General features: G+C 73.2%; 10 protein-coding genes. 5 read left to right on the top strand and 5 right to left on the bottom strand.

The window, feature by feature from the left end; all coding sequences use genetic code 11:
• Window positions 1–66: 66 nt before the first annotated feature.
• Window positions 67–1,254, top strand: a complete 1,188-nt coding sequence (gene hutI / locus ACFP1K_RS28450; RefSeq protein WP_380758922.1) for an imidazolonepropionase — start codon at window positions 67–69, stop codon at window positions 1,252–1,254.
• Here hutI and ACFP1K_RS28445 read toward each other — a convergent pair.
• From ACFP1K_RS28445 to ACFP1K_RS28430, 4 genes are all read right to left on the bottom strand, one after another.
• Window positions 1,251–1,625 carry a hypothetical protein gene (locus ACFP1K_RS28445; protein ID WP_380758920.1) on the bottom strand — a complete coding sequence of 125 codons (375 nt, stop codon included), beginning with the start codon at window positions 1,623–1,625 and terminating at the stop codon, window positions 1,251–1,253. The genes hutI and ACFP1K_RS28445 overlap by 4 nt on opposite strands.
• A 74-nt stretch (window positions 1,626–1,699) precedes the next feature.
• Window positions 1,700–3,211, bottom strand: a complete 1,512-nt coding sequence (locus ACFP1K_RS28440) for an acyl-CoA synthetase (protein ID WP_380758918.1) — start codon at window positions 3,209–3,211, stop codon at window positions 1,700–1,702.
• On the bottom strand, window positions 3,208–3,915 hold the full coding sequence (locus ACFP1K_RS28435) for a TetR/AcrR family transcriptional regulator (protein ID WP_380758917.1): 708 nt from the start codon (window positions 3,913–3,915) through the stop codon (window positions 3,208–3,210). The genes ACFP1K_RS28440 and ACFP1K_RS28435 overlap by 4 nt, the downstream gene beginning before the upstream one ends.
• A 32-nt stretch (window positions 3,916–3,947) precedes the next feature.
• A complete protein-coding gene (locus ACFP1K_RS28430) occupies window positions 3,948–4,976 on the bottom strand; it encodes an alpha/beta fold hydrolase (RefSeq protein WP_380758915.1) in 1,029 nt (342 codons plus the stop codon).
• A 124-nt stretch (window positions 4,977–5,100) separates the two neighbouring features.
• Between ACFP1K_RS28430 and ACFP1K_RS28425 the strand changes: the two genes are divergently transcribed.
• Both ACFP1K_RS28425 and ACFP1K_RS28420 read left to right on the top strand, forming a co-directional pair.
• Window positions 5,101–5,679, top strand: a complete 579-nt coding sequence (locus tag ACFP1K_RS28425) for a TetR/AcrR family transcriptional regulator (RefSeq protein WP_380758913.1) — start codon at window positions 5,101–5,103, stop codon at window positions 5,677–5,679.
• 42 nt (window positions 5,680–5,721) lie between these two features.
• The gene (locus tag ACFP1K_RS28420; protein WP_380758910.1) at window positions 5,722–6,666 is read left to right on the top strand and encodes an SDR family NAD(P)-dependent oxidoreductase; all 945 of its coding nucleotides are present in this window, start codon (window positions 5,722–5,724) and stop codon (window positions 6,664–6,666) included.
• A gap of 10 nt (window positions 6,667–6,676) precedes the next feature.
• On the opposite strand, the gene ACFP1K_RS28415 is transcribed toward ACFP1K_RS28420, so the two are convergent.
• Window positions 6,677–8,854: a hypothetical protein gene (locus tag ACFP1K_RS28415; protein WP_380758908.1), complete on the bottom strand. Its 2,178-nt coding sequence runs from the start codon at window positions 8,852–8,854 to the stop codon at window positions 6,677–6,679.
• A gap of 138 nt (window positions 8,855–8,992) precedes the next feature.
• Between ACFP1K_RS28415 and ACFP1K_RS28410 the strand changes: the two genes are divergently transcribed.
• Together ACFP1K_RS28410 and ACFP1K_RS28405 are read left to right on the top strand one after the other, a co-directional pair.
• A complete protein-coding gene (locus ACFP1K_RS28410; protein WP_380758905.1) occupies window positions 8,993–10,720 on the top strand; it encodes a tryptophan halogenase family protein in 1,728 nt (575 codons plus the stop codon).
• A gap of 17 nt (window positions 10,721–10,737) precedes the next feature.
• Window positions 10,738–11,283 carry a flavin reductase family protein gene (locus ACFP1K_RS28405; RefSeq protein ID WP_380758903.1) on the top strand — a complete coding sequence of 182 codons (546 nt, stop codon included), beginning with the start codon at window positions 10,738–10,740 and terminating at the stop codon, window positions 11,281–11,283.
• Window positions 11,284–11,479 lie beyond the last annotated feature (196 nt).

Here is an 11,479-nt window from a genome sequence, read left to right as displayed (position 1 = left end):
GGGGGGGGGGGGGGGGGCGGGGGGGGGGGGGGGGGGGGGGGGGGGTGTGAGAGGGTGGATGGGGGCATGGGCGGGAAGGGTGGATCGGGGGCCGGGGTGGCGTCGTTGCTCGTCGATGGGATCGGGGTGCTGGTTACCAACGATCCCGAGGTCGGGGTGGTGGAGGGCGCGGCGCTTGTCGTGGAGGACGGGGTTGTGGTGTGGGCCGGGGAGCGGGGAACGGCGCCGGGTGGGGTGGAGGAGAGGGTGGATGCCGGGGGGCGGGCGGTGGTTCCCGGGTTCGTGGACAGTCATGCGCATCTGGTGTTCGCGGGGGATCGGGCTGAGGAGTTCGCGGCACGGATGGCGGGGCGGGCCTACAGCGCTGGGGGGATCAGGACCACCGTGGCGGCCACGCGGGAGGCCGGTGATGGTGAGCTGGCGGGGAATGTGGGGCGGCTGGTCGATGAGGCGGGGCGGGCGGGGACCACGACGATCGAGTGCAAGTCGGGGTATGGGCTGACGGTTGCCGATGAGGTGCGGAGTTTGCGGGTGGCGGGGGGGCTCACTGAAGAGGTGACGTTTCTGGGGGCGCATGTGGTGCCGCCGGAGTACGCGGGGCGGGGGGATGAGTACGTCGATCTGGTTCGGGGGCCGATGCTGGAGGCTTGTGCGCCTCATGCCAAGTGGATCGATGTGTTCTGTGAGCGGGGGGCGTTCGACGGGGAGCAGACGCGGGCGATCCTGGAGGCGGGGGTCGCCAAGGGGCTGGTGCCGCGGGTGCACGCGGGGCAGCTCGAAGAGGGGCCGGGGGTGCGGATCGCGGTCGAGCTGGGGGCGGCGTCGGCCGATCACGTGACTCATCTGAGTGACGCGGACGTGGACGCGCTGGCGTCGGGGGACACGGTGGCCACGCTGTTGCCGGGGGCGGAGTTCTCGACGCGGTCGCCTTATCCGGACGCGCGGCGGCTGCTGGACGCGGGGGTGACGGTGGCGCTGGCCTCGGACTGCAACCCGGGGTCCAGTTACACCACCAGCATGCCGTTCTGCGTCGCGCTGGCCGTGCGGGAGATGCGCATGACGCCGGACGAGGCGTTGTGGGCCGCCACGATGGGCGGCGCCCGGGCGCTGAGGCGGGCCGATGTCGGCCACCTCGCGCCGGGCGCCCGGGCGGACTTCGTGCTGCTGGACGCGCCGTCCCCGATCCATCTGGCGTACCGGCCCGGGGTGCCGCTGGTGTCGCGGGTCTGGCGGGCGGGCCGCGAGGTGGGTTAGAAGTAGCCGTTCCCGGCGACGGTGACCGGCGCGGTGCCGGGGTTCTTCACGCGGTAGCGGATGCACGTGGGCGGCGTGCCGGTCACGGCGGCGACGTGCGGCAGGTGGTCCCCGGCGGGGATGGCGACGGTGCCGAGGTACCGGCCCCGGCAGTTGCCGATCTTGACCTCCACGGGGCCGGGGTTGTTGCTGAGCTGGACCAGCACGACGCCGCGGTACGGCGCGGTGGGGGTGAGCTCAGGGGTGAGGTAGGTCTCGGTGCCCGGGGAGACGGTGCCGCTGAGGGTGGTCGTGGCGGCGCTCGCGGGTGACGCGGCGGTGACGACGAACCCGGCGGCGGCCAGCGCGATGATCGCGGGAATGTGACGCATGTGCTCTCTCCGTAACTGATCGTTGAACCGACCAGCAGATGCTACAGAGCGTCACTTGGCGATCACGTTGGGTTTTACTGTTTCTGGAGACGGGACGCGGTCCAGGCGCCGCGCAGCTCGCTCTTGAGCACCTTGTCCACGGCCGAGCGGGGCAGGCGGTCGACCAGCACGACGTGCCTCGGCACCTTGTAGCCCGCCAGGTGCGCCCGGCAGTGCGCCAGCAGCGTGTCCGCGTCGGCGGCGGCGCCCGCGGCGGGCACGACGAAGGCGCAGCCGACCTCGCCCCAGCGGGGGTCGGGGACGCCGACCACGGCGGCCTCGGCGACGCCGGGGTGGGCGTGCAGGACGGACTCGGCCTCGGCGGGGTAGACGTTCTCGCCGCCGGAGATGTACATGTCCTTGGCGCGGTCGCGGATGCGGTGGTAGCCGTCCGCGTCGCGTTCGGCGATGTCGCCGGTGGACAGCCAGCCGCCGGTGACCGCGGCGCGGGTGGCGGCGGGGTCGCGCCAGTAGCCGGTGAAGACGTTCGGCCCGCGGACCAGGAGCTCGCCGGCACCGGGACCGTGCACCAGCTCGCCGGTCTCGGTGTCGCGGAGGGCGACGTCCACGTGGGGGTACGGGACGCCCGCCCAGCCGACGCGGCGGGCGACGTCCGCGGGCGGCAGGCACAGCACGTTGGGGGCCGCCTCGGTCAGGCCGTAGCCCTGGACGATGGGGACGTCGCGGTCCAGCCAGGTGCGCAGCAGGGGCTCGGGCATGGGGGCGCCGCCGACCATGACGCGGCGCAGGGAGGACAGGTCCGCGGCGGCGAAGCCGGGGTGCTGGGCCATGAAGAGATACGTCGCGGGCACGCCCATCATCGTGGTCACCCGCCGGTCCGCGATGAGACGCAGGGCGCGGCCGGGGTCGAACGACGGCTCCAGCACGACCGTCGCGCCCTTCCACCAGGCGAGCAGCGGCTGCACGTTCCACCCGCCGACGTGGAACTGGGGGAGCACCTGGAGAACCACGTCGTCCTCGCGCAGCTCGCAGCCCCGGTCCAGGGACAGGTTCGTCCAGAAGCAGTTGGCGTGGCTGAGCAGCGCGCCCTTCGGACGGCCGGTGGTGCCGGAGGTGTAGACGAGCAGCAGCCCGTCGCCGTCCGCCGGGGCGGGGACCTCGGCGCCGGGGGCGAGGGAGTCCAGGGCGGGGCGGGTCAGCTCGGCGATGCGGACGGGGTGGCCGGACGCGGCGCGGGCCTCGGCCGCGAGGGGGAGCAGGGCGGGGTCGGCGAACAGGAACGACGGCTCGGCGTGGGAGAGCTGGTAGGCGATCTCCGGGGCGGTCAGCCGTACGTTGACCGGGGTGAGGATCAGCCCGGCCTTGGCGCAGGCGAAGAACAGCTCCACGTGCTCGGGCCGGTTGCCGGTCAGCGACGCGACGCGGTCCCCCGGCCGGGCCCCGGCCCGCAGCAGGGCCGACGCCAGCCGTTCCGACCGCGCGTCCAGGGTCGCGTACGTGATCTCCTCGTCCCCGAAGACGACGGCGGTGCGCTCCGGCGTGGCCCGCGCGCGGTCCCGCGGCCACCGGCCGAGCGTGAGGCTCATCGCCCCTCGCCGGCGCCGAGGCCGCGGAGGATGAAGGCGTACATCTCCTCGAAGACATGCGCGGGCACGTCGGCGGGGACGGCGCCGCCGGACGCGGGGACGGAAGGCGCGGGGACGGCGGGGGGCTCGGAGGGCTCGGGCGGATCGTTCCACAGGATCCAGCGCATGCCGACCATCTCGCCGACGCCCATCAGGGCCCAGGCGAGCACCTCGGGGTCGGCGCGCACGATCTGGCCGCCGTCCATGGCGTCGCGCAGGCCGCCGACGTAGCCGTCGGCGATGGTGCGGTAGTGCCAGCGCAGCATGCCGGGGGAGGCGAACTCGGCCTGCCGGATGATGCGGTACAGCGCCGGGTGCTCGGTGGTGAAGCGGAAGAACCCCTCGAAGCCCAGCTTCTCGGCCTCGGCGCGGCTACGGCCCCGGCGGGCGCCCTCGGACATGGCGTGCCTGACCCGCCGGTTGAGGTCGGCCACCAGCTCGTCGAAGATCTGCTGCTTGCCCTCGAAGTAGATGTAGAAGGTGCCCTGCGAGCACCCCGCCGTCTCGGTGATCTTGACGATGGACGCCTCGTGGTACCCGAGCCCGGCGAACACCTCCTCCGCCGCGTCGAGCAGCCGCCGCCGCGTCCGCTCGCCCTTGGGGGAGAGCGGACGCCCGCGGGTGCTGGTGGGCGGCGGCCCGTCCTCGGTCTGCCATGCCCTCATGCCGTGACCCCCCGGGTGATGGAATCCGATGCTCAGATCGCGGGCGTCCGCGACAGGTGGGCGTGCAGCAGCGCGGCGAACTCCTCCGGCCGCTCGGTGTAAGGGAAGTGGCCGGTGCCGTCGAACACGTGCTCGGTGTGACGACCGTACCTGGTCAGCACGTCCCTGGTCTGCCGGACCATCGGCTGGGCGGGGTAGACGTCCGCACCGGGCCACCCGGGGACGTACCCGAGCGCGCCGAGGTGCCCGAGCTCGGAGGTGGAGGTGTCGGACACGATGACGTCCTTGTCGCCGCGCACCCACAGCACGGGGGCGCGGCAGCCGGACCCGGGCAGGGTGTGCCAGCCGAACCACTTGGGGGAGAGCGCGTTGAGCACGCCGCGGGTGCCCGGCGCCATGCCCGGCCAGTTCGCGGACGGCTCGCTGTCCCCCGGGTAGTTGCCGTCGCCGATGTGGGTGGCGAGGATGCCCCGGGTCAGCGCCTCCTCGTCCCGCACGGCCTCGGGGCTCGGGAAGTACAGGCTGCGCACGACGTTGCGCGGCGACAGGGGGTGCTGGTCGGAGGTGTCCCCCTCGGCGATCAGCTTCACCAGCTCGGGGTTGGCGGTGCCGCCGCCCGATCCCGCGAAGTCCGGCGTGCTGGGGCGGCCGCCGGCGCCGGTGCCGCCGAAGCCGTACGGCGACGCGGGCGCCACCACGGTCAGCGTGCGCACGCGCTCCGGGTGGTGGATGGCGAAGTCCATCACCACGCCGCCGCCCAGCGAGTGCCCCACCAGGTGCGTGGCCCCGGCCCCGAGCGCGTCCAGCAGCGCCGAGAGGTCGTCCCGGAAGTCCCCGAGCCCGCGGGTCGCGTCCACCGGCGCCGCCTCGCTGCGTCCGAATCCCCGCAGGTCGGGCGCGATGCCGTGGAGGCCGTCCGGCAGCAGGGACAGCTGCTCGTCCCACACCGACCCGTCGGACAGGTTGCCGTGCACGAACAGCACGGGCACCCCTTCGCCGCGCTCGCGGACGTAGGTGGCCAGTCGATCGGTGCGGACGGTGCGGGACCGGGCTGCGTTCATCGCCATCCCTCGGGAGGTGCCGGATGTTTCCCCAGTAACCTAACAGGTGAATCACCTCTCATAAAGGCCGGTCGCAGGGCTGACGAATTAGACAACTTTTGGAAGTTTGTCTAATGTGTCAGTCGTGAGCATTCCAGAGACCGCCGCCCCCAGACGCGACGCCGTCCTCGCCGCCGCTCTCGCGGTGTTCGGGCGGTACGGGTTCCAGAAGACGTCCATGGAGGCGGTCGCCAAGGCGGCGGGCATCTCCCGGCCCGGCCTGTACCTGCTGTTCCCCGGCAAGGAGGAGCTCTACCGGGCCACCATGCGGGGGGTCATGGAGCAGGGGCAGCGGGCCATGGAGGCGTGCTTCGCCGACGAGGCGCTGCGGTTCGAGGAGCGGGTCGTCGCGGGGCTGGACGCGCTGGCCGGGCAGTACGTCGAGAGCCAGATGGCCAAGGACCTCGGGGAACTGCTGGAGAACAGCGGCCCGCAGCTCGGGTCGATGTTCCACGACTACCAGGAGAAGGCCCGGGCGACGATCAGCGCGCGCATCGCCGCCCTCGCCCCGCCCGGCGTGCTCACCGGCGAGGTGGCGGCGGACGACGTCATGGACGTCCTGTTCTCCGCCGCCATGACCTGGAAGCAGACCTCGGCCACCCGCGCCGAGTTCCGCGACCGGATCAGGACCGCCGTCCGGCTGATCTGCCGCACCGCCGCCTGACCCACCCTTACGGCACACCGATCCGACACACGGAGTACAGCCATGCCCAGAATCACCACCCCGTTCGACGCCCGGTCGACCGCCCGCGAGGTACTCGCCGGCGTCGACCTGACCGGCAGGCGTGCCGTCGTCACCGGCGCCTCCTCCGGCATCGGCCTGGAGACCGCCCGCGCGCTGGCCGCCGCCGGAGCCGAGGTGACCCTCGCCGTCCGCGACCCCGCCGCTGGGGAGCGCGCCGCCGCCGCGATCGGGGACGTCCGGGTCGCGCGCGTCGACCTGCTGGAGCGTTCCACCATCGACGCGTTCACCTCGGGCTGGCACGGGCCCCTGCACATCCTCGTCAACAACGCCGGGGTCATGGCGCTGCCCGAGCGCACCACGACCCCGGAGGGCTGGGAGACGCAGTTCGCCGTCAACCACCTCGGCCACGCCGCCCTCACCCTCGGCCTGCACGACGCCCTCACCGCCGCGGGGGACGCCCGGGTCGTGACGGTGAGCTCGGCGGCGCACCTCATGTCCCCGGTGGTCTTCGAGGACGTCCACTACACCTCCCGCCCCTACGACGCCTGGTCCGCCTACGGCCAGTCCAAGACGGCGTCCATCCTGTTCACCGTCGCCCTGGCCAAGAGGTGGGCCCCCGGCGGCGTCACCGCCAACGCGCTGCACCCCGGCGGCATCGTCACCGCGCTCCAGCGCCACCTCGACGAGAACCAGCTGCGGTTCGTGGGCGCGCTGGACGAGCAGGGCCGCGTCATGGACGTCCCCCGGGGCTGGAAGACCCCGGAGCAGGGCGCCGCCACCTCGGTCCTGCTGGCCGCGTCCCCGCACGTCCAGGGGGTGACCGGACGCTACTTCCAGGACTGCGCGGAGGCCGGGGTCGTCACCTCGCCGGGCGACGGCATGAACGGCGTGGCCTCTTACGCCCTGGACGACGACGCGGCCGACCGCCTGTGGGACGAGACGCTCCGGCTCCTGCGCCGGCCGTGAGGACGGCCGCTCAGGAGGGGGCGTCCAGCTCGGCGCGCAGGCGCGTCAGGGCCTCGGCGAGGTGCGGGGCGGCCGAGCGCAGCGCGGACAGGTCGGTGCGGGTCTGCAGGGACTGGGACCACAGGACCGAGGTGCCGAGCTCCAGGAGGCGGACCGCCTCGGCGGGGTCGCCGGTGGTGAGGGCGCAGGCGGCGGCCGTGCCGCCGATGCCGCTCCAGCCGGAGAGGAACCGCTCACGGCTGGCGCGGTGGAGGCCGCGCCAGGCCAGCAGCGGGAGCAGCGTGACGGCGGTGGAGAAGCCCTCGCGGGCGGACGTCCAGTCGTCGTGGTGGGCGGCGAACGCCCCCCAGCCGGAGGCGGACTGGACGCGGGTGGGCACGCTCGCGCGTGGGTCGGTCGCGGCGGCGCGGTACAGCCCGGCGATCTCGGCGCGGTCCTCGGCGGTCGCGTGGTGCGCGTAGCGGTCGACCAGGACGAGGGCCAGGTTGGCGGCGGCCGTCGCGTGGTTCGCGTGCTCCGGCGGGAGCAGCTCGCAGGCCGCGCGGGCGGCGTCGGCCGCTTCGGCGAGGTGGCCGGGGTCGCCGTCGCTCACGTAGTGCTCGCGCAGGGCGATCGCGAGGTTGGCCAGCCGGGCGGCGCGCCCGGGGGCGCCGTACGGGGTGGCGTTGAGGGCCTCGCGGTTGAGCGCGGTGGACTCGCGCAGGTCCCCGAGGTCGCCGGTCGCCCGGTGGCGGGCGCGCAGGTGGGCCGCCTGGGCGTCCAGCACGGCCAGCCGGAACGGGTTGGCCTCGGGCAGCGCGGCCAGGGCGGCACGGCCGGTGCCGATGGACTCCTCCAGGTCGGCGGGGTCGCCGGACACCTCGAAGCGGTCGCCGAGCGCGGTGGCGAGGTTGTGCAGCGCCGCCGGGAGCTCCAGATGCCCCTCCGGGAGGGACGCCACGGCCGTGCGACCGGCCTCCACCGACTCGTGGAGGTCGGGCAGGTCGCCGTACCAGGAGAAGCGCCTGTTCAGCAGCCCGCACAGGTTGGCGGCGCAGACGCCGCGCTGGGCGTGCTCCTCCGGCAGGCCCGCCATCGCCTCCCGAAGCAGCCGCACGGCCTCGGCCAGGTCCGCCGGGCGCGCGGTCCGTTCGAACCGCTCGTAGACCGCGGCGCCGAGGGTGCCGAGGTAGGAGGGGCGGTGCGGGTGGTCCTCCGGCAGGAGCAGCGCGGTACGGCCGGCCGCGACCGCCGCGTCCAGCGCGGCCAGGTCGCCGGTGCGCAGCCCGAGCAGGCGCAGCGCGTTGCACAGGCCGAGATGCAACGCGGGCTGGTGACGGTGGTCCGCAGGCAGGGCCGCGACGGCGTCCCGGAGGACGGCGAGGGTCTCGTCCAGGTCCGCGGGGTCCCCGGTCTCCTCGTACCTGGTCTGCAGGGTCGCGCCGAGGTCGTACAGCCGGTGCGGCAGCAGCGAGTGGTCATCGGGGGTCAGCGCCAGGGCCTCGCGGGCCAGCCGCACGGCCTCGTCGATGTCGGCGGGTGCGCCGAGCACGTCGTAGCGGTAACGCAGGGCCCCGGCCAGGCCGGCGACGATGTCCGCACGGCGGAACTCGTGCACCTCCGCCAGGGCCTCCCGGGACGCCGCGACGGCCTCCTCCAGCAGGGACAGGCGGCCGAACCGGGTGGTCTGGGTGAGCAGCATCTCGGCCAGCTCCCCGAGCACGGCGGCGCGGTCCGGGTGGCCGGGCGGGGTGGCGGCGAGGGCGTCGCGCTTCAGGTCCACGGCCTCGGCGAGGTCGGCGTCGGCGCCCCGCGCCTCGTGGCGCAGGTGCAGCGCGTCGGCGAGGTTGGAGACGACCCCCTCCCGGCCCGGCGTGCCGGGCGGTGTCGCGTCCATCGCCGCGCGCATCAGCGCCACCGCCTCGTCCAGGTCCTCGGGGTATCCGAACCATTGGTGGCGGGCGCCCACCATCACCGCGAGATTGGACAGGTGCGGGCCGTGCTCGGGATGCCCCGGCCCGGCGTGTGCCACGGCGGTCCGGGCCGCGTCGATCGCGGCCGCGAGGTCTTCCTCGTCCCCTGAGTAGGTGAAGCGGGTGTGCAGGGCCACGGCGATGTTCGCGTACCGGGCGGCCGGGTCGTCGCCGGGTGACTCCGGGTCCGCCCAGGCGTCGTCGTCCGGGTCGCCGGGCCACTCCGCGTCACTCATGGAACGGATTGTGACATCGGCGGAAAGCCGCTGGTAGGCCGAGCCCTAGAACGCTTCCATACCGGCGCTGAACCGAATCCGAACTTCGGGATCTTAGCCTGCGAATCGACCACGCGGCGGCGGGAACGGAGTCCGGGCATGGCGTCGAGTCCTGGCAACCCCATGAACCTGAGCGGAATGCTGGACGGGCTCGCCGGGTCCATGACCGAGGAGGAACGCGCGCTGGTGCGTTCCTGGCTGGCCCCCGAGGAGGCCAAGGCGCCGCGCGGCTTCGGCGCCGGGCGCGAACGGGTGGCGGAGGAGTTCGTCAGGCCGTCCGCCGACGACCCCCGGGCCGTCCGCACCGTCGGGGTGATCGGCGGCGGGACGGCGGGGTACCTGACCGCGCTGGCCCTGCGCGCCAAGCGGCCGTGGCTGGACGTGACGCTGGTCGAGTCGTCCACCGTGCCGATCATCGGCGTGGGCGAGGCCACGGTGCCGCTGATGGTGACGTTCCTGCACAGCTACCTCGGCATCGACCCGCAGGACTTCTACCGCGAGGTCCAGCCGACGTGGAAGCTCGGCATCAAGTTCAACTGGGGGCCCGACCCGGAGGGCTTCATGGCCCCGTTCGACTGGGGGGTCAACTCGGTCGGCGTGCTGGGCTCGCTGGCCGAGCGCGGGAACATCAACGCCTTCACCTTGCAGTCGCTGATGATGATGGGGAACCGCACCCCGGTGTTCGGCCCGGCCGGCGAGCCGATCTCCCTGATGAAGTACCTGTCCTTCGCCTACCACCTGGACAACGAGCGGTTCGTCCGCTACCTCACCGGCCTGGCCCGCGCCCGGGGCGTCGGCCACCTGGACGCCAAGATCGCCGATGTGGTGCCCTCCGGTCCCGACTGGATCGACCACCTGGTCACCACCGACGGGCAGCGGCTGGACTTCGACTTCTACGTCGACTGCAGCGGCTTCCGCTCCCTGATGCTCGGCAAGGCCCTGAACACCCGGTTCCACAGCTATTCCGGCAGCCTGTTCACCGACTCCGCGGTGACCGGCAACATCCCGCACGGCGGCCTGCTCAAGCCGTACACCTCGGCCACCACCATGGACGCGGGCTGGTGCTGGAACATCCCGACCAGGGAGAGCGACCACCTCGGCTACGTCTACTCCTCGGCCGCGCTGAGCGACGAGGAGGCCGCCGACGAGCTGGCCCGGCGCTTCCCCGGCATCACCCCGCCGCGTTTCGTGCGGTTCCGCGTGGGCCGCCACGAGTCGGCGTGGCGGGGCAACATGATGGCCATCGGCAACTCCTACGGCTTCGTGGAACCCCTGGAGTCCAGCGGCCTGCTGATGATCACGCAGGGCATCCTGGCCCTGGTCCGCGCGATGCCCGCCTCCTGGGCCGACCCGGTCGGCCGCGACGTGGTCAACTCCGTGCTGGGCATGAAATGGGATGAGATCCGCTGGTTCCTGTCGGTCCACTACCGCTTCAACACGCGGCTGGACACCCCGTTCTGGCGGGAGGCGCGCGAGCGCACCGACGTCTCCGGCCTCCAGCCGCTGCTCGACGTGTACGCCGCGGGCGCGCCGCTGCGCCTGCGCGACCGGCTGACCCAGCTGCACCTGAGCCTCACCGCGCCGACCTTCTACGGCCTGGAGGGCATCGACTGCGTGCTCCTCGGCCAGAAGGTGCCCACCCGGCTGCTGCGCTCGGCCGAGCCGATCGAGCGGTGGCGGGAACGCAAGGCCGCGGCCGACGTGCTGGTCCGCAAGGCGCTGCCGCAGGCGGAGGCGCTGGCCCTGTTCGACGCCGAGCCGCGGCTGCACGACGAGCTGGTGAAGGACCGGGACGGCTGGGTGGCACGCTCGGCCCCGACCCTGTGACCGCCGGGGGGACAGCGATGCCGCGCCAGATCGACTCCATCGCCGCAGGCCGCTTCCGGAACCTGATGAGCACGTTCCCGAGCGGCGTCGCGGTCGTGACCACCGTGGGGCGGCACGGAACGCCGTACGGCATGACGGTCTCGTCGCTGTGCAGCCTGTCGCTGAAGCCCGCGCTGCTGCTGGTCTCGCTGCGCCGCGGCAGCGAGACCCTGGCCGAGGTGGTGTGGCGCGGCGTGTTCGCGGTGAACCTGCTTCACCTCGGCGGCAGGGAGGCGGCGATCGTCTTCTCCTCGCCCGCACCCGCCCGCTTCGCGGCCGTCGGCTGGGACACCACCCCGATCTGGTCGCTGCCCGCGCTGCCCGAGCACGCGCACACCACGATGGAGTGCGCCGTGGACAACGTCGTGGCCGCCGGCGACCACACGCTGGTGATCGGCAAGGTGGCCGGCGCGACCGGGTGGCGCGAGGACGCCGTCCCGCTGCTGTACGGGCTCAGGCGCTACGAGGCATGGCCGGACGAGCCCGCCTTCCATGGTCTGGCCACGGCGGAGCGCGCGGAATAACGGCCGGTCAAGTGTCCGGTTCGGGCCTGGTTAATAACCTTTATCCCTTCCGTGAATTGCGCGGTATTCATGGCGCTACATCCTGTTCTCTTGACACTAAAGGGATGACATCGTTAGCTGTAGGGGTGAGTGTGATCACGGTCGCGCTTTCAATGCAATTACCGGTGGTACGTGCGAATAAGACGCTCGGTCTGGG

The sequence above is a fragment of the Sphaerisporangium aureirubrum genome, from assembly GCF_042658925.1.
Classification (GTDB): Bacteria; Actinomycetota; Actinomycetes; order Streptosporangiales; family Streptosporangiaceae; genus Sphaerisporangium; species Sphaerisporangium aureirubrum.
The sequence above is the reverse complement of the archived record's forward strand: the minus strand, read 5'-3'. Positions and strand labels throughout refer to the sequence as shown.

Bases quoted from the DNA above. Each gene is read 5' to 3' on its own strand.
- ACFP1K_RS28435 (WP_380758917.1), bottom strand. From the start codon at position 3,915: ATGAGGGCATGGCAGACCGAGGACGGGCCGCCGCCCACCAGCACCCGC.
- ACFP1K_RS28415 (WP_380758908.1), bottom strand. From the start codon at position 8,854: ATGAGTGACGCGGAGTGGCCCGGCGACCCGGACGACGACGCCTGGGCG.
- ACFP1K_RS28430 (WP_380758915.1), bottom strand. From the start codon at position 4,976: ATGAACGCAGCCCGGTCCCGCACCGTCCGCACCGATCGACTGGCCACC.
- ACFP1K_RS28405 (WP_380758903.1), top strand. From the start codon at position 10,738: ATGCCGCGCCAGATCGACTCCATCGCCGCAGGCCGCTTCCGGAACCTG.
- hutI (WP_380758922.1), top strand. From the start codon at position 67: ATGGGCGGGAAGGGTGGATCGGGGGCCGGGGTGGCGTCGTTGCTCGTC.
- ACFP1K_RS28420 (WP_380758910.1), top strand. From the start codon at position 5,722: ATGCCCAGAATCACCACCCCGTTCGACGCCCGGTCGACCGCCCGCGAG.
- ACFP1K_RS28410 (WP_380758905.1), top strand. From the start codon at position 8,993: ATGGCGTCGAGTCCTGGCAACCCCATGAACCTGAGCGGAATGCTGGAC.
- ACFP1K_RS28445 (WP_380758920.1), bottom strand. From the start codon at position 1,625: ATGCGTCACATTCCCGCGATCATCGCGCTGGCCGCCGCCGGGTTCGTC.
- ACFP1K_RS28440 (WP_380758918.1), bottom strand. From the start codon at position 3,211: ATGAGCCTCACGCTCGGCCGGTGGCCGCGGGACCGCGCGCGGGCCACG.